Here is a 17312-nt window from a genome sequence, read left to right as displayed (position 1 = left end):
ATGATTACCGGCTCTCTCTTATTTCTTTATTATAGATATGGATTGTTTCCAGAACGAGCGCTGCCGAGCGTTCTGCAGCCTCATAGAGCCACTGCTGAAAAGAGGCCGGCGCTTCTCCGTTTGCCTTATCCGAAATCGACCGGATGATCACAAACGGCGTGCTGTGAAGCCAGGCTGTCTGAGCTACAGCCGCTCCTTCCATTTCCACACAGGCAGCATCAAATGTGCGGTGGAGCATTTCCACTTCCTGCTTATCAGCGACAAACACCTCTCCACTGACAATCCTTCCGGGAATGACTTTCGTGTTCACTGCTTCTTCAGCAGCCTGAAGAACGCGCTTCTGCCATTCCGGATCAGCAGGGAAAATAGACGGTCCGTGAAACATTGGAATGGTGCCTTTAGGAAAACCAAGAGGTGAAGCATCGATGTCATGATGCTGACAATCTGTGCTTACGACGATATCTCCTATTTCCAATGATGGATCACAAGCTCCAGCAACTCCGGTAAAAAGCAGCAGATCTACTTCAAAATAATCAAGCATCTTCTGTGCAGTTATGGCTGCGTTCACTTTTCCTACACCCGTTTTTGCAAGAACGATTTCACAGTAGCCTGCCACTGCCTCCACGAACGTATTTCCGGCAAGAGTATGCTTGTTTTCGATGGTTAAGTGTTTAGTGAAGTGAGCAATTTCCTCATCCATCGCTCCTATTACGCCAATTTTCACATTACCGCTTCCCTTCGTTCATTCTAAAAGGAAGTGCCGCCTTCATAGGCGGGATCAGATATGATAATCACGACACGACGGTTCTGCTGCAGGTTATCTGCGGTTGTATTCGGTGCAACAGGACGCGTATCGCCATAGCCGGCGGCGACAAACCTTTCTTCATCCAGCGAATCCGAATCGATCAGATACCGGATGACACTGCTGGCTCTGGAACCGGAAAGCTCCCAGTTGGACGGGAACTGAGCCGTGTTAATCGGCCTGTTATCTGTATGGCCCTCCACCCGGACCATGTTTGGAAGCGTCGTAAGAAGCTCTCCAACTTTATCCAGAAAAGGCTGTGCTCCTCCTGTAAGATCAGCACTTGCCGTTTCAAACAAAGCCTGTTCCTGCAGAACGAGGACGACACCCCGGTCATCCCTGGTAGCTGTGATTTCTTCCGTATATTCATTTTCCTCGAGGTATTCGTTGACTTCCACGAGAAGTTCATCAAGCTGCTCATTCATCTGTTCTTCTTCCATATTCTGCACTTCTTCAAACGGATCTTCCTGACTTTCAAATGGATTCTCATCCACATCCCGCTCTTCGGCAGGCTCTTCAAAAGGAACGATGGAAGGGAATCCGTCGAATACAGCTCTGTCCTGAAAGGAATCCGCGATCGCGCGGAATTTCTGTGCATCTACGACCGACATGGAAAAGAGGAGAATAAAAAAGACCAGTATCAGCGTCATCATATCCGAAAATGTGACGTACCATTTCGGAGCTCCATTATCCTGCTGCCGGCGCCGCCTATTCATTGACGACTTCCTCCTCGGACTGCTTTGCCTCTTCATCCTGTTTCGTATGATTCGGCAGGAATGCACTCAGTTTCTCCTGCAGTACTTTCGGATTCTGACCGGACTGCACGCCGATCACGCCTTCAATAATAATCTGTTTTACAAATACCTCGTCTTCTGTACTGAGCATTAGCTTATGCGACATTGGAGAGAAGACCAGGTTGGCAAGCAGACTGCCATACAGTGTCGTCAGCAGTGCCACAGCCATATTTGGACCGAGTGTGGACGGATCGTTCAAGTTCTGCAGCATGAGCACGAGACCGACCAATGTTCCGATCATCCCCCAGGCCGGCGCATATTCCGCCGCCTTCTCCAGAATAACGCGTCCTTTCCGGTGTCTTTCTTCCATGGCCACAACTTCAGCCATCATAATATCTTTAATGACGTCCGGCTCTATTCCATCGACAGCCAGAAGAACCCCTTTTTCTATAAATGGATCCTCCACGTCTTCCAGACCGGCTTCAAGAGCCAGCAGCCCTTCTCGCCGGGCTTTTGTTGATAAGTCAACGAATGTATCAATGAGATCCTGGAGATTATGTGTGCGTGTCTGAAACGTTTCTTTAATAACTTTCGGCAGAAGCTTGAGGTCCGTAAGCGAAAAGTTGATCATGATCGCAGCACTCAGTCCGCCGAGAACAATCAGTATGGAAGTAATCTGAATAAAGTCCGTCAGCTGCCCGTCTCCGGCGGTATTCGTAAATACCGCCATGAGCATGGCAGTCAACCCGATAAAAATTCCAATAGGTGTCAGCAGATCCGTTTTTTTCATAACCCTCTCCCCGTTCTGCCTTCACCTGCGGAGCTTTAGATCAGTCGTTCTCCTGGAAGGAGGTGGACTGACGATATTCAATCCGGTGAGGCAGAACTACAGCATTTTCCGTTACTTCTTCTTTGTTCATCAGCTTTGTTAAGAGACGCATCGATACAGCGCCGATATCATACATCGGCTGAACAACTGTGGACAGCGTCGGACGCACCATCGTTGCAAGGCGTGTGTTATCAAATCCGAGAATTTCTATATCCTCCGGCACACGAAGTCCGGCGTCCTGGGCGCCGTGAATCAGTCCGAGCGCCATTTCATCAGTTGAGGCAAACACAGCGGTCGGGCGGTCCTTCAGCTGCAGGAGTTCTTCCATCGCTTCCAGTCCGGCATGGTGCGTATAATCTCCGATTGCAACAAGTGAATCGTCCAGCTCGATGCCCGCTTCCTGCAGCGCCTGCTTATATCCAGAGAACTTCTGGTAGCCGTTAATCGGATCTTCCAGAGTGCCGGACAGCATAGCGATCCGCTTATGGCCGTGGGATGCAATAGCAGAAACCGCATCGTAAGCCGCCTGCTTATAATCAATGTTTACAGATGGAAATTCCTTCTTGTCGTCAAGCGTAGCAGAAAGAACGACAGGCACCGGCGACTGCTTAAACGCTTCTTCGTGCTCTTTCGTAATCTCACCGCCCATAAATACAATGCCGTCCACCTGTTTCTCCAGCAGTGTGTTAATCAGGTGAATTTCTTTTTCTTTGTTCTGGTCGGAGTTGCTTAGAATGATATTGTACTTATACATCGTGGCAATGTCTTCAATCCCCCGTGCCAGTTCAGAAAAGAAAATGCTGGAGATATCCGGGATAATGACCCCGACGGTTGTTGTTTTTTTACTGGCAAGCCCTCTTGCTACCGCATTTGGACGGTATCCGAGACGTTCAATCGCCTCCATCACCCTTTTTCTGGTCGTCGGTTTAACGTTGGGATTTCCATTAACCACCCTGGAAACCGTCGCCATGGATACGCCTGCTTCTCTTGCTACATCGTAAATTGTTACATTCATTTGTCGTGTCCTCCTTGCTTCTATATGATGCAGTTTTTCTTATTTTCATAGCTGTTTTCATCATACGATACTTTATAGAGGCACGCAAACTATTAATGATATCGTCTGAATGCCGAAATACCTAAAGGATTTACGCATTATTTTTGATAAAACAGCATCCGCTCCATAAATATTCCTTATTTATCCAGAGTGCAGCGGAAATCACCGCAGAGAAAATCCCACGATGACAGGCATCGTGGGATCTACCCCCGCATAACGGACTGCGGGTCCGTACCATTTACATTAACGCAGTGTTGCTTCGCCCTGCTTATAAAGCCCGGAAGCTTTCAGCTGATCAAGAAATTCACCGAACTGTGGAATATCCATCTGCTGGGCAGAATCGGACAGTGCGACAGCTGGATCCGGGTGTACTTCGGTCATAACGCCGTCTGCTCCGACTGCGAGTGCCGCTTTTGCTGTCGGCAGAAGCAGATCGCGGCGGCCTGTGGAGTGCGTAACATCCACGAGTACCGGAAGGTGGGTTTCCTGCTTCAGAATCGGCACTGCAGAAATATCCAGCGTGTTTCTCGTCGCTGTTTCGTACGTGCGGATACCGCGCTCGCAGAGGATAACCTGACCGTTGCCCTGGGAGTGGATGTACTCGGCTGCATTGATAAATTCTTTAATGGTTGCAGACAGGCCGCGCTTCAGAAGAATCGGCTTGTTTACTTTTCCTGCAGCTTTCAGAAGTTCAAAGTTCTGCATATTCCGTGCACCGATCTGAATGACGTCCAGGTAGTCCACCGCTTTTTCGATATCATGAGGTGTAACAATCTCGCTGATGACGGCAAGGTCATGCTTCTCGCCTACTTCTTTAAGGATCTTCAGACCTTCTTCTCCGAGCCCCTGAAAATCGTATGGAGAAGTACGCGGCTTGAATGCGCCTCCGCGCATCAGTTTAATTCCCTGCTGCTTCAGTGCGGCTGCAACTTCGTCCACCTGTTCAAAGCTTTCTACAGAACATGGGCCTGCGATAATCCGCTGCTGACCGTCTCCGATCGTTTCACCTTTAACATCTACGATCGTATCGTCCTGCTTTTTCTTACGGGAAACGAGCAGTGCCTTACTGTGATCATCTTCCTGCAGTTCAAGGCTGGCTTTGAAAATTTCCTTGAAGATATGCTGGATAGTCGATGTTTCAAATGGTCCTTCGTTCTTCGCTGCCAGAGCATCCAGCATTTTGCGCTCACGTACAGGATCAAAACGGTTCAGTCCCTGGGCTGCTTTGACACGCCCTACTTCCTGAGCAAGTTCCGCCCGTTTTGTGATGAGATCAAACAGCTGATCATTTACCTCATCCAGCTGTTTCCGTAGTTCTTCCAGTTGCTCGTTACCCATTTCAAAAAACCCCTCTCTATACTTTCAAGCCTGTGCTTGGTTGGATTAATTGTCATTATAAACGATGGAACGGGAATTGTCAGCCCTTTTTCTTTAATAATTAAACGCTTTTAAGCATTAAAGCGATAAACACCTCCTGGAATCCTTGTCTGACAAGGGATTTGAAATCATGTATACTAGAAAAAAACTTTCTTTTTCCACCTGCTGTCCTCTGCCTGTTTTGTGAAATTCAGGGTGCAGTGGAAGAATAAGATGAAAGGAGCGTCTTTTTTATGACATCTCCCCTTCTGTTTGGACTTGATATCGGCACCAGATCGGTTGTCGGTCTTCTGCTTGAACAAAACGGAAACAGCTATCATGTGACAGATATGGTACGGCTGGAACATACAGAACGCTCGATGCTTGATGGACAGATACATAACGTATTGGAAGTTGCTGAAACAATTAAACAGGTAAAACAAACGCTGGAGGAACGTCACGGGCCTCTGCCTGCCGCATGCGTAGCGGCTGCCGGCAGGTCTCTCCGGACGGTGGAAACCTCTTATGAAACGCCCTTGGATGGGCGCCCTGTTATCGACCGTGCCGGCGTCCTTCATATGGAGCTTGCAGCTGTACAGAACGCGCAGCGGAAACTGCTCAAAAACGAAGCAGTTTCTACCAGTAACGATGCCTGTGTCGGCTATTCCGTCGTAAGGTACCGGCTTGATAACGAAATTATCGGCAGCCTCATCGATCAGTCCGGCACAACAGCAGGCGTCGATATTATAGCGACATTTCTGCCTAAAGTCGTCGTAGACTCCCTTCTCGCTGCTCTGGAACGTGCCGGCCTGCAGATGGAAGCACTGACGCTTGAGCCGATTGCCGCCATGGATGTATTAATTCCTTCCTCCATGCGCCGGTTGAATGTAGCTCTGGTAGATATCGGTGCAGGTACTTCCGATATTGCCATTACCGCAGAAGGTACCGTAAAAGCATACGGCATGGTCCCGCGTGCCGGCGATGCCGTAACAGAAGCGCTGAGCGATCACTACCTTCTGGACTTTCCTGAAGCAGAACGGATCAAACGGCTTCTCGATCAGGAAAAAACCGTTTCTTTTACCGATATCCTCGGAATGGAACAGATTATCCCGTCGGACGAAGCGGTAGCAGCTTTAAATGGAATTGTTCAGGAAACGGCACGTGCCATCGCCAATGAGATTCTCCGGTTAAACGGGGAAGCCCCGAAAGCCGTTATGCTCGTAGGCGGAGGTTCTCTGACACCCGGGATGCAGCAGGCAGTTGCAGAAATGCTAGAACTTCCGGAAAACCGTGTGGCTCTCAGGGATATCCGCGCGCTCTCCAATATTACCTTCCAGGATTCTGTGGAGCCGACACCCGAACTCGTTACTCCTGTCGGTATTGCGATCGCCGCAAAAGAAAATCCCATTGAATACAAAACGATCTATGTAAACGGCCGCTCTGTCCGCATGTTTGATATTCATCATTTGAATGCAGGAGATGCACTGCTGGCGAGCGGCATGAATCTCCAGGATCTTTACGGTGCTTACGGCGAACCGGTAATGGTTACTATTAACGGCCGGAAGCGAACGTTTCACGGAACCCCCGGCGGACCTCCCTCTCTCTCTGTAAACGGCAGAGAGGTCGAAGTCGATGAAAGGGTAAACGACGGTGATCACCTGCAGGCTATAAAAGGAAAAGATGGGAGCGATGCAGTGGTGAGAATCGCTGACCTGGATGAAGTATTTCCGCTGAAGATTACCTGGAACGGGAAACAGCGTACGGTCCACCCTGATGTTGTTGTAAATAAGCATAAGACAGATCCCTCCCGGACATTAAAAAACGGCGATGAACTGATGATAAAGCTGCCGTCCACGATAAATGGAGCCGCGTCGCTTCTTGGAGAACGTGTGACAACCACCTCCTCTGATACCGCTGTTTATATAGACAATAGTCCGGTGGATGTGTTTCAGAAAGCGGGCATCTATCGTAACGGATCGCCGGCTTCTGCTGATACGCCGATTCATGCAAATGATACGGTGGAAGTCCTTTCTCCGGGTACAGCCACTGTCTCCGAAGCCCTGGAAGTCTGGAGCGGGAAACCTGCCATTCACACAATCCAGATCACGTTTAATGAAGAACCTGTAACGCTTGAGAAACAGCGGTTTGAATGTTTCCGGGAGAAAGAGAAACTTTCCCTGGATACAGAAATCTATCCGGAGGACGAATTGAAAGCAGAAAAAACCGGAAATGACAGCTTTATCTTTCAGGATGTGTTTGCCGAAATCACGATCCCGCGTCCGGAGGACCGTAGCCTGAAGCCTGTTATCCGACGGGGCGGGGAATCCGTTTCCTTTTCAACACCGATTATTCATGGAGATACACTGACACTTGACTGGGAAGCTCAAACAGCTTTTCATTCAGGCAGCAATTAGAAATAGAACCGCCGGCGCATATCAATGCACCGGCGGTTTTTTAATCTGATGATCGATATAGCTTAATTCCCAGCCGCCTCGTCTCCGGCTTTTATCCAGTCTGCCGTCACGTGCCAATGGGAAGTATGGTTCTGCACCTTCCCGCCATCGATGAGAAGCACCTGCGGAGATTCATGCTTCACTCCGTAATGGTCGGCGGTCTTTGTGCATCCTCCCCGGAACTCCTGCACGTGGATAACATAGACAGGGGTGCGCAGTTCCGGTTCTGCCTGTTCCATTTCTTTCATCGCATCTGCGCTGACAGGGCAGGTAAGGCTGTGTTTCATCAGGAAAAAGCGGTTACTTGTTTCCAGAAGTTCATCCAGTTCGGACGACGCATCAATAATGGTCATCATCTGTCTGTTCCCCCTTTTTAGCCGCTTCACGTTCTTCCACTTCTTTAATCAGCTGTTCAACAGAACGCTGCAGATCTTCGACTTCCTGACGCACCGACGAAGCGATATCACCGGAGACGTCATCGAAATCATCGAGAAGATAATCTGCGGAGTCTTTTAGTTCTTTCATGTCTCTGCGCAGCGAACGGGTCAGCCTGCGGATGTTATTAGCGATTGTTACTGTGCTTTCTTTTGCCTGTTCGTTAATTCCCTCACGCAGCCTGCGCCCCGATGTCGGCGCAAAAAGGAACGCGGCCGAAGCGCCGACCATCGCCCCTGCAAGGGCTCCTGTCACAAAGTCCTTGACACTCACACCGTTTGCTTCACTCATGCATGATTTCCTCCTTTTATCGCGTACGGCCGGCAGCTTCCTTCGCCTGTGTCTTTTTCCAGCGGCTCCAGAGTTCCATAGCTACATTGCCCCACTGCACTGCTTTTGCAGCCTGCTCAGAACGTTCATCCGCCTGTCTGGACACAGAGTCAGATACCCGCTTAACCGACTGATTCATATTTTGAAAAGTGACACCCAGTTCATGGGCCGCCTCAAATACGCTGTTTAAAGAATCGGATTTGCGCTGCAGATCATCTGCCAGATCGTTCGTCTTATGTACCAGGTTGGACGATTCGGTTGTGATGCCGTCCAGCTGCGTCTGGAGATCATCTACGGTTGTCGACACACTGTTCATCGTCTGCTTTAACGACTTCAGCGTTGAAATAATGGAAACTACCAGAATAACAAACGCGAGTGCAATAATAAGCAGACTTACATATAATAACCATTCCATCATACCTGCCTCCTTTATAAATATCATCTGTCCGGCCTTCTCTACTATGTTTCGCTGCCGAAGGTGCGATTTCCTGCCGATCTCCCGGATTACTGGAATTTTTTCACCACCGGGCGTAAAATGAAACGGTGTCATCACAGATCAGGAGGGATTGCCGAATGAAAGATCCACGTATTCAAAAGCTCGCAGAAACACTCATCCACTATTCCACCAGCCTGAAGCCGGGGGAAAAAGTACTCATCGAAAATTTCGGGGTGCAGCAGGAGCTTGTCAACGCGCTCGTAGAAGAAGCGTACCGTGCAGATGCACTACCTTTCGTTTCCCTGAAAGAGCATGCCGTAAACCGTGCATTGCTTATGAGAGCGACGCCTCAGCAGCAGGAAAAAACGGCTGAATTTGAAGCCTACGTCATGAAACAGATGGACGCGTATATCGGCCTCCGCGCAGGAGACAATATTAATGAGCTGTCAGATGTTCCTTCCGAGCATATGGCCCTTCACCAGAAAACAGTCGGTACAGAAGTGCACCGAAAAATCCGGGTCCCCAGCACAAAATGGGTCGTTCTCCGCTATCCGACCGCTTCCATGGCACAGCTTGCCGGTACGAGCACAGAAGCCTTTGAAGACTTTTACTTTGATGTATGTACGCTCGACTACAGCCGTATGGATAAAGCGATGGATGCTCTCGCAGCACGAATGGAAAAAACAGACCAGGTACAGATTTCCGCTCCTGGCACGGACCTTACGTTTTCCATTAAGGATATTCCGGCAGTTAAATGCGCAGGCCGGCTGAATATTCCGGACGGCGAAGTCTATACAGCCCCGGTAAAAGATTCCGTTAACGGGACGATTGCCTATAACACCGTGTCTCCTTATCAGGGATCATCTTTCGAGAACGTGACATTTACGTTCCAAAACGGGAAAATCATCGATGCTTCCGCGGGGGATAACACTGCGAAGCTCAATGAAATTCTCGATACGGATGAAGGTGCCAGATTCATCGGTGAATTTGCGATCGGTGTCAATCCTTATATCAAGCACCCGATGCAGGATATTTTATTTGATGAGAAAATTGACGGCAGTTTTCATTTCACTCCCGGACAGGCGTACGATAATGCGTATAATGGCAATGACTCAGCAGTACACTGGGATCTTGTGCATATCCAGCGTGAAGAATACGGCGGCGGAGACCTTTATTTCGACGGCGAGCTGATCAGGCGTAATGGACGGTTCGTCCCGGAGGACCTCCAGCAGCTGAACCCCGAACAGCTGACAAAATAGCCCCTCCGGCAGAAGAATGGCGCAGGCAGATTATTCTGCCTGCGTTTCTTTTTCCACTCCGAGGTATGATTCATAAGCCCGCTGATACTTGGACACATCCCCTGCCCCCATGAAGAGAAGGACGCTGTCGGAGTGCCCGTCTAAGCGGGAAACCTCTGCCTCGGATAAAAGGACAGCTTCCGGAATCCGCTCCTGCAGGTCCTGAATGGTCAAGTCCGCTTTTTTCTCTCTTGCTGAGGAGAAAATATCGCATAGATATACGTAATCCGCTCCCTTTAAGGAGTCGGCAAAATCATCGAGAAATGCTTCCGTCCTGGAAAAGGTATGCGGCTGAAAGACAGCGACTGCTTTTTTCTCCGGATATTTCATTTTTGCCGATTCGATTGTCGCGCGTATTTCCGTCGGGTGGTGGGCGTAATCATCGATCAGCACCTGCGAGCCTGCTTCGGTCTCTGTAAAGCGTCTTTTCACGCCGTCAAACGTTGCAAGGCGGCTCCGCACCACTTCCAGATCCACGTCTTCATATTCACAGACAGCAATAATCGACAGAGCATTCAAAACGTGATGGGTGCCGTAGCCTGGAATTGTAAACTGTTCTTTTTCTCCGCCGCGGATCAGGCAGTCAAAGTGAGTTCCGTTTTTGTCAGCGGTGATATTAACCGCCCGCAGATCGTTATGCTCCTCTGTGCCGTAATAAATAACCGGCACATCGGCCTGCAGCTGCTGAAGGTGCTCATCATCCCCACAGGCAAAAATAGCTTTCTTCACCTGGGAAGCCATCTCCTGAAAAGCAGAAAACACATCATTTACGTCGGCAAAGTAATCAGGATGGTCGAAATCGACATTCGTCATAATCGCATAGTCCGGATGGTAATGTAGAAAATGACGGCGGTATTCGCACGCTTCAAACGCAAAATACTCGCTGTCTTTTACACCACGCCCGGTCCCATCACCGATCAGGTATGACGTTGCCTCTGCACCCGAGAGAACGTGGGCCAGCAGACCGGTCGTCGTCGTTTTTCCGTGGGCGCCGGTAACGGCAATGCTTGTGAACTGCTCTAGAAAGCTTCCGAGAAATGTGGGATAGGGATGCACTTCCATGCCGAGCTGCCCTGCACGTCTCACTTCTTCATTTGTTTCGTTATATGCCGGAGAGGCTACAATTGTCTGCCCCGGCTGAATATTGCTCTCCTGGAACGGCAGGATCGGAATTTGACGATCTTCCAATGGGCCCTGCGTAAAGAACCGTTTATCCACATCCGAACCTTGAATCGTATAATTCATATCTTTCAGGATTTGTGCCAGCGCACTCATCCCGGATCCTTTAATTCCTATAAAATGATAGTGGGTCATAGGTTTATTGCCTCCACCTGTCTTAGTTGATTTGCCGGCAGATTATCTGACCGGAGCCAGTCCTCATTATAGCAGACATTTCCTCTCCGGGCTATGCAGGACCGTATTCCCAGCGTTCAATCCCCTGGCTGGAAACCGTCACTTTTCGTGCCATTATACTCACTTATTTTCTTTTATTTGGTCTTCTTTCGTCATGAGCAGCTTCTATTGCGGCTGATTTGAGGTTTCCAGACCATTGCACAACTTACTGGAGTAGAAACCGCCTTTCCGGAAAGGCGGATGTACTCCATAGTAAAGTATTCTAATCCAGACCGTCTGTTCTTCCTCACAAACTGAAGAAATACAGCAGCCCGGAATACGATACAGAAAAGCAGCCGGATCGTTCCGGCTGCTCCGTACCTGCTTTTTCTGCGCCTTACGTTGATTTTCCGCTGCGGGGATCGAGCTGAATCGGCAGGAGACGTTCGTTGGGACGATACCTTCTGCCTTCCTTCGCTTCATGATCGCCGTTCAGCAGCACATTATCTCCGGTAAAGCCTATATGTACTTTTAACAGGCTGCTGCCGACCCCGTACATATCCACCGGCACACCTTTTTCTTCGTATTCCGCTATCCTTCCGGCATCAAAGCCGCCGGAGGCGACGATTTTAACGTGGTGGAATCCTTCATTATCCAATGCTTCCCGAAGCGCAAAAATAAGCGGTGGATTAACTCCGCGGGGGTCAAAGCTTCCCAGAACATCCTGATGACGTGTAAAGTAACGATCCACCATATGATTGGATGTATCAAGCCGCACACCGCTCAATTCACTGCCAAACGCACGGGCTACTTTCAACGAATCTTCGATGACGTCATTGTTGTAATCGACAAGTGCCAGAAGTTCATCATGAGGAAATGTTTCCTGATATGCCTTCGTTGCCTGCACCAGATCTCCTCTAAACAGCTGGATCAGGGCATGCGGCATCGTTCCGATTCCAGTCTTGCCCCACCATTCATTCATCGCATGGGTCGCCTGTGCTTTTGATCCGCCGATAAATGCTGCATAGCCGTCGCCGGCCTGCATGGTGAAGTGATCATCTCTGTCACCCATAAAAATAACCGGCTTCTCCCGGCCGGACTTTTTGGCTGCCCTGACGACTTCATAAACGTTCGTTGCAACAGAAGTACGGCGGGCCAGAATGCCATCGATAACACCCTCAAGAAAACCAAAGTGCTGATAAGGTCCCGTGATCGTCAGGACTGTTTCAAATGGTTCAATCTTGTCTCCATCTTCCAGAGAGTGCACCTCCAGCTTTTCCGGATCCACCGCAAACTCCTGAAGAAGCGCAATGGCTTCATCTGTTCCACAGAGAACAGCGCTTTCTTTTTGAAAAAACTGCATGGTCACGATATTATCCGGAACCATTTTTTCGGCGATCTGCTTGGTTTTAAGAAAATAGACAGCAGAAAACCAGCCTTCGCCGACCCGTTCATCAAACTTAAACGTTTTGTTTGTCAGACGGTCCAGTTTTCCCTGCAGCTTTAAAGTAATTTCCTTCATCAATGAATCTCCTTGTTTTCCAGTAATTAATGATACAGGGCATCTTCTGCCAGTTCGGTGATGACTGCTTCCATGATCTCTTCCACGTCTTCCTGACCGACGTTCTCCACGCCGTTTCGGAGGACTACATATTTCGTCCTCTCACTCTCTGTCAGAAGATAAAGACGGGATGGCGATACGTGTTCCACCAGATGACCTAACGAAATTTGATGCATAAAAACATCTCCTTTTCATTGTGTCTTCTGCGATCACGGTTCCCTGTTTCTTATTTCTGGTTCCATTGTACTGCAAACAGAACCGAAGGTGAAGCTTCCTATACTATACCCTTTCCCGGTCGTTATAATCCAGTCCCTGAGAGAAAAAAACAGTGGATGCGTTTCCTGCATCCACTGAAAATGATTTCTATTCCGTTCCCGGCCGCCTGATCAGGAGAGATAAACATCTCTCGGTTTCGTTCCGCGGGGCGGTGAAATAATTCCCCCGGATTCCATTTCATCGATCAGACGCGCAGCACGGTTGTAACCGATCTGAAACCGGCGCTGGAGCAGAGATGCCGATGCGCTTCCCTGATCCGTCACGAGAGCTACTGCTTCTTCAAACAGAGGATCGCCGCTTGAAGACATGTTTTTTTCCGTCAGTGCCTCCGCATCAAACAGAGGCGGAAGTGCCGGCGTCTCTGCGGCATGATCAATGACTCTCTCAAGTTCCTCATCTGTTAAGAATGCGCCCTGGATCCGCATCGGCTTTGAGCTTGATACAGGGTGGTAAAGCATATCTCCCCGTCCGAGAAGACGCTCGGCACCCCCTGTATCCAGAATGGTCCGTGAATCGGCCTGAGAAGAGACGGCAAACGCAATGCGGGATGGGATATTTGCTTTGATCAGTCCGGTAATGACATCAACAGACGGACGCTGTGTAGCTACGAGCAGATGAATCCCGCAGGCCCGGGCTTTCTGGGCAATTCTGCAGATTGCATCTTCCACTTCCTGCGGAGCCGTCATCATCAGATCGGACAGTTCATCGATCACAATAAGCAGTTTCGGCAGTTTCTGCTCTGCTTTTTTATTGTACCGCTCCAGATCTTTCACACCAGCTTCAGCCAGCAGCTGATAGCGCCGTTCCATTTCCTCCACTGCCCACTTCAACGCAGCAGTCGCCTCTTTCGCATCTGTTATTACCGGTGCAGCGAGGTGCGGTACCTTGTTAAACGGGGCAAGCTCCACCATTTTCGGGTCAATGAGAAGAAGGCGCACGTCCTCGGGAGCTCCTTTATATAGAATACCGGCAAGCATGGCGTTGACACAGACACTTTTACCGGAACCGGTAGCACCGGCAATCAATCCATGCGGCATCGAGGAAATATCGCAGGAAACGGCTTCGCCGTTTATATTAACACCGAGCGGAACGGTTAAAGACGACTCCGGCTGGGTGAATTCACGGGACCGGAGAATCGTCCGCAGCATGACTGGGTCCGCCTGCTGATTTGGAATTTCGATACCGACGGTCGTCCGGCCGGGGATCGGCGCTTCCATTCGTATTTCAACAGCTGCAAGACTCCGCTTTAAGTCATCTGTCAGCTGCACGAGCTTGTTGATTTTGACCCCCGGCTCCGGCTGCACTTCAAACTGCGTCACAGCGGGGCCGCTCGTCCATGTCACCACTTTGGCCTTTACTTGAAATAAGCCGAGCGTTTCATCGAGCTTTTCCGCCGTTTCCCGCGCCCAATCTTCCTGCTCCCCGGTCGGCTTCGGCGGCACTTGAAGAAGGTTCAAACCGGGAAAACGGTATGAGGAGGATACAGGCTTTCTTCTCTGTTTCACTTTATCCCGCGGCTGCATTAATACATTAAACGGCTCACCAGGTTTCGTTCTGCTCTTTTTGTCTTTTTCTACGTGCGGGCGTGTGACAGGTGCCGGATCGTACCGGGCTGTATCAGCAGGCTTATTTATCTGCTCAACCGGTTCCGGTTTACCCGGCTGTTTGTTTTCACTCTCCTGCGGTTTCACAAAACCTGTAACACGATGTTTCGGTCCCTTCACTTCAAGCGAAATGGCCGATTCTCCGCCGGACTGCCTTTCTTCCGGCTCTTCCGTCTTTGGCAATTCAGCATGTACCGCTTCCGGCTCCTCAAGATCAGACCGGCTCTCAGATTCGTTCAGCTCATCCAAAACAGCAGGCCGCCGGCTGTCCATGTATCGTTTTGCCCGCTCACGCTGCAGTTCCAGCCCATAAATCGGGGAAGGAATCTCCCTCACCTGAAACGGCGGCCGGTTGGAAGGTTTTACTTTTTCCGTCTCCTCCGGCTTTTTTTGTTCTTTTTTTCTTCCGCTCTTTTTTTCTGGCACGGGCTTTTCCTTCCGGGCAGTCATTTGACGCTCTTTAGGATAAATATGAAGCATCCGCACCGGTTCCAGAAAGTCCTGTTCGACTCGGTGCTGCTCCAGAATCCGGCCGTGCTGATCCTGTCTCTCGGGTTCTTCTTCAGGTATTAATGATTTCCATTTATCAATATAATTCATATATTCATCTCCAGTATATAGATACTGCTGTGGATGTGTATGTCCCTCCGTCAGCCTTGTGTTATCCGTGCTGCCGGTTATCGTCGAAAAAAAATCCCGGGTGGCATGTTTATACCGCCCCGGGACAGATCTTTCTTTCCACAGGAGAAAGCGCCTGTCCTTAACAGACTGCCTTTCCCCCATCATACATCATATGAGATGAATCTATCATCCATCTTTTTTCGTACTCTTCGGTTTCTTCTGCGCTAAAATAAAGATCGGCTCCAGTTCTCCCTCTTTGTACATAAACGGAAGTGCCGTGATTGGAACGTGGCCTTCAGAGAAAAACTGGAAGGTCATCTGCGCAAGAACGTCGTATCCTGTTTCATTGCGGATGTCTGCGGCTATGAACACATCATGGTGCGGTACAGCCACGGCCATCTCCCCGTGTATCTCCTTTTCCAGATCGCGCAGAAGCCGGTCATTCAACAGACGGCTTGCTTCATATCCATCTCCGGCGTGAAGAAAGTAAAAGATATTGCCGGCTACTTCATCCTGCTTCATTTCTGAAGGTAGAGAGCGGATGTTAAAGTATGCCTGCTCCCGGATCTCCTCTTTCGTTTTCCCGGAATTCTCCAGCATCGCTTCATCTATGAGCGAGTAGGAGGCACCTTCGTCCACCGCATAAAATACAGATGTTTCGGCCGTATGCTCATCGCGGACGAGCGGCTTTTCCTCTCCAAATGAAGGTACACGCAGAACGGGGTAAATCCGATTCTCATTACCGCGGATATCTGCTGTTTCGATCAAGAGGCGCATGCCTTCTTTAATCTGTTTTACCGTGGAAGCCAGTGCTTCTGTTTCATTTTCTTCAAACTTCGGTTTCAGATTGCCGAGCCGGATCGTGATGCCTTTTCCGACACGGTCATCTTCTACACGGAAGGTGTCTTTATCCCGGTCGAACGACGTCGTCCAGTGTTTATGCTGAAGCTCTTTTTCCAATGCCCGTTTGAGCTCAACTGATTTCATCTGCAGTCGGCAGCATAAGCTGCCTTCCTCCCTTCTTTCTCTTTCATCTATTGTGCAGTGTAACACGTTTCTGCAGCATGATACAGAAATCAGGACTGCTCAATTTTCATGTCGCCGAAACGGATCCATTCTTTCTTTCTCATCCATTCAGATAAAAGGAAACTGAGGAGTGCCGGTACGATAAAGTGCAGCAGCAGGACGGCCGTCCACACGTCAAGACTGAATCCCATCGTGCGGAACGTCATAATCTGCCCAACGAATCCACTTGTCCCCATTCCTGCCCCCTCCGGGTTGTTCTCCATTGCAAAGACGGCAGCGGCAAGAGCTCCTGTGACGGCTCCTGCTGCTGTCGGTGGAATGAGAATCCGGGGATTTTTGACAACATTTGCAATTTGAAGCATCGATGTACCGATACCGAGCGCAGCGAGCCCGGCACCTTTATTTTCCCGGTAGCTCGAGACGGCAAAGCCGACCATCTGGGCACAGCATCCCGCTGTTGCCGCGCCGGCTGCTACGCCTTCCAGTCCAAGAATGACTGCAATGGCTGCACTTGAAATAGGAGCGGTTAACGCCAGTCCCATCGTAATAGCAATAAGGATGCCCAATAGCAGCGGCTGCTGTTCCGCAGACCACATAACAAATCGTCCGACACTCGTCACGAATGCCTGCAGCGGGGGACCGGCAGCAGCTGCCGTAACGGCACCGGTCATAATTACTGCAAGCGGAGTTAAAATAATATCAAGTTTTGTTTCACCGGATATTAATTTGCCGGCCTCTACAGCAATGATAGCTGCGAGGAAACTTCCTGCCGGACCGCCCGCCTCATAACCTACGGCACCCGCTGCAAGCGATGCGAATAAAACGAGCCGCGGCGCCTGCAGACTGTAAGCTGTCGCAGCACCGATCGCCGGTCCGGTCAGCGCTATCACCGCTGCTCCAGTACCCGTGAGCCAGGCTGCTTCGATACCGGCGCCCTCCATCGTCTCTCCTGCCGTCTGTATGATCAACCCGATAATGAGCGAAGCAAACAGCCCGAGAGCCATATAACTGAGCGAGTGTATAAAGTACAGACGGAAACCGGGCTCCACCCCTTTCCGCTTCATCCAGTCTTTCATGAAAAGCCCCTTTCTGCAGAAAAGCCAATCTGCATCATTGTGAAATATTTCACGTTTGTATGGAAGAAAGAACCGCCTTCCCTGAGGAA

The 17312-nt window shown here is 49.9% G+C and carries 16 protein-coding genes; 2 read left to right on the top strand and 14 right to left on the bottom strand.

The genetic code is table 11. From position 1 onward, the window contains the following. Nucleotides 1–4: 4 nt before the first annotated feature. The 5 genes from C6I21_RS09605 to C6I21_RS09585 form a co-directional block, all read right to left on the bottom strand. Entirely contained in the window at nucleotides 5–724 is a 720-nt protein-coding gene (locus tag C6I21_RS09605; RefSeq protein ID WP_105959252.1) for a 5'-methylthioadenosine/adenosylhomocysteine nucleosidase, read from the bottom strand. Nucleotides 725–747: 23 nt separating this feature from the next. Then, nucleotides 748–1518 carry a flagellar motor protein MotS gene (gene motS / locus C6I21_RS09600; protein WP_105959251.1) on the bottom strand — a complete coding sequence of 257 codons (771 nt, stop codon included), beginning with the start codon at nucleotides 1516–1518 and terminating at the stop codon, nucleotides 748–750. After that, on the bottom strand, nucleotides 1511–2326 hold the full coding sequence (motP, locus tag C6I21_RS09595; protein ID WP_105959250.1) for a flagellar motor protein MotP: 816 nt from the start codon (nucleotides 2324–2326) through the stop codon (nucleotides 1511–1513). The genes motS and motP overlap by 8 nt, the downstream gene beginning before the upstream one ends. A 40-nt stretch (nucleotides 2327–2366) precedes the next feature. Continuing rightward, nucleotides 2367–3380: a catabolite control protein A gene (gene ccpA, locus C6I21_RS09590; protein WP_105959249.1), complete on the bottom strand. Its 1014-nt coding sequence runs from the start codon at nucleotides 3378–3380 to the stop codon at nucleotides 2367–2369. Nucleotides 3381–3662: 282 nt separating this feature from the next. Then, nucleotides 3663–4757: a bifunctional 3-deoxy-7-phosphoheptulonate synthase/chorismate mutase gene (locus C6I21_RS09585; protein ID WP_105959248.1), complete on the bottom strand. Its 1095-nt coding sequence runs from the start codon at nucleotides 4755–4757 to the stop codon at nucleotides 3663–3665. A gap of 272 nt (nucleotides 4758–5029) precedes the next feature. On the opposite strand from C6I21_RS09585, the gene pilM reads away from it, so the two are divergent. Next, nucleotides 5030–7189 carry a cell division protein FtsA gene (gene pilM, locus C6I21_RS09580; protein WP_105959247.1) on the top strand — a complete coding sequence of 720 codons (2160 nt, stop codon included), beginning with the start codon at nucleotides 5030–5032 and terminating at the stop codon, nucleotides 7187–7189. 62 nt (nucleotides 7190–7251) lie between these two features. On the opposite strand, the gene ytxJ is transcribed toward pilM, so the two are convergent. The 3 genes from ytxJ to C6I21_RS09565 are packed head-to-tail and all read right to left on the bottom strand — an operon-like array spanning nucleotide 7252 to nucleotide 8411. Continuing rightward, nucleotides 7252–7584, bottom strand: a complete 333-nt coding sequence (ytxJ, locus tag C6I21_RS09575; RefSeq protein ID WP_105959246.1) for a bacillithiol system redox-active protein YtxJ — start codon at nucleotides 7582–7584, stop codon at nucleotides 7252–7254. Further along, nucleotides 7568–7954, bottom strand: a complete 387-nt coding sequence (locus C6I21_RS09570; RefSeq protein WP_105959245.1) for a YtxH domain-containing protein — start codon at nucleotides 7952–7954, stop codon at nucleotides 7568–7570. The genes ytxJ and C6I21_RS09570 overlap by 17 nt, the downstream gene beginning before the upstream one ends. Before the next feature lie 16 nt (nucleotides 7955–7970). Further along, on the bottom strand, nucleotides 7971–8411 hold the full coding sequence (locus tag C6I21_RS09565; protein ID WP_245411592.1) for a DUF948 domain-containing protein: 441 nt from the start codon (nucleotides 8409–8411) through the stop codon (nucleotides 7971–7973). A gap of 155 nt (nucleotides 8412–8566) precedes the next feature. On the opposite strand from C6I21_RS09565, the gene C6I21_RS09560 reads away from it, so the two are divergent. Beyond that, nucleotides 8567–9688: an aminopeptidase gene (locus C6I21_RS09560; RefSeq protein ID WP_105959243.1), complete on the top strand. Its 1122-nt coding sequence runs from the start codon at nucleotides 8567–8569 to the stop codon at nucleotides 9686–9688. 30 nt (nucleotides 9689–9718) lie between these two features. Here the strand turns inward: C6I21_RS09560 and murC are convergent, their stop codons facing one another. The 6 genes from murC to C6I21_RS09530 all read right to left on the bottom strand — a co-directional run bounded on the left by murC (nucleotide 9719) and on the right by C6I21_RS09530 (nucleotide 17223). Next, nucleotides 9719–11041 (bottom strand): UDP-N-acetylmuramate--L-alanine ligase, encoded by a 1323-nt coding sequence (gene murC, locus C6I21_RS09555; protein WP_105959242.1) that lies wholly within the window; start codon nucleotides 11039–11041, stop codon nucleotides 9719–9721. Between the two features lie 415 nt (nucleotides 11042–11456). Continuing rightward, on the bottom strand, nucleotides 11457–12581 hold the full coding sequence (locus C6I21_RS09550; RefSeq protein ID WP_105959241.1) for a nicotinate phosphoribosyltransferase: 1125 nt from the start codon (nucleotides 12579–12581) through the stop codon (nucleotides 11457–11459). 26 nt (nucleotides 12582–12607) lie between these two features. Then, nucleotides 12608–12796: a hypothetical protein gene (locus C6I21_RS09545; RefSeq protein WP_105959240.1), complete on the bottom strand. Its 189-nt coding sequence runs from the start codon at nucleotides 12794–12796 to the stop codon at nucleotides 12608–12610. Nucleotides 12797–13006: 210 nt separating this feature from the next. Next, nucleotides 13007–15100 (bottom strand): DNA translocase FtsK, encoded by a 2094-nt coding sequence (locus C6I21_RS09540; RefSeq protein WP_245411591.1) that lies wholly within the window; start codon nucleotides 15098–15100, stop codon nucleotides 13007–13009. A gap of 207 nt (nucleotides 15101–15307) precedes the next feature. Beyond that, nucleotides 15308–16108 carry a DUF1444 family protein gene (locus tag C6I21_RS09535; protein WP_105959238.1) on the bottom strand — a complete coding sequence of 267 codons (801 nt, stop codon included), beginning with the start codon at nucleotides 16106–16108 and terminating at the stop codon, nucleotides 15308–15310. 89 nt (nucleotides 16109–16197) lie between these two features. After that, the gene (locus tag C6I21_RS09530) at nucleotides 16198–17223 is read right to left on the bottom strand and encodes a PTS sugar transporter subunit IIC (protein WP_105959237.1); all 1026 of its coding nucleotides are present in this window, start codon (nucleotides 17221–17223) and stop codon (nucleotides 16198–16200) included. Nucleotides 17224–17312 lie beyond the last annotated feature (89 nt).

It is taken from the genome of Alkalicoccus urumqiensis (genome assembly GCF_002993335.1).
Classification (GTDB): Bacteria; Bacillota; Bacilli; order Bacillales; family Salisediminibacteriaceae; genus Alkalicoccus; species Alkalicoccus urumqiensis.
Note: the sequence above shows the minus strand (reverse complement) of the source record. Positions and strands in the feature narration are given on the sequence as shown.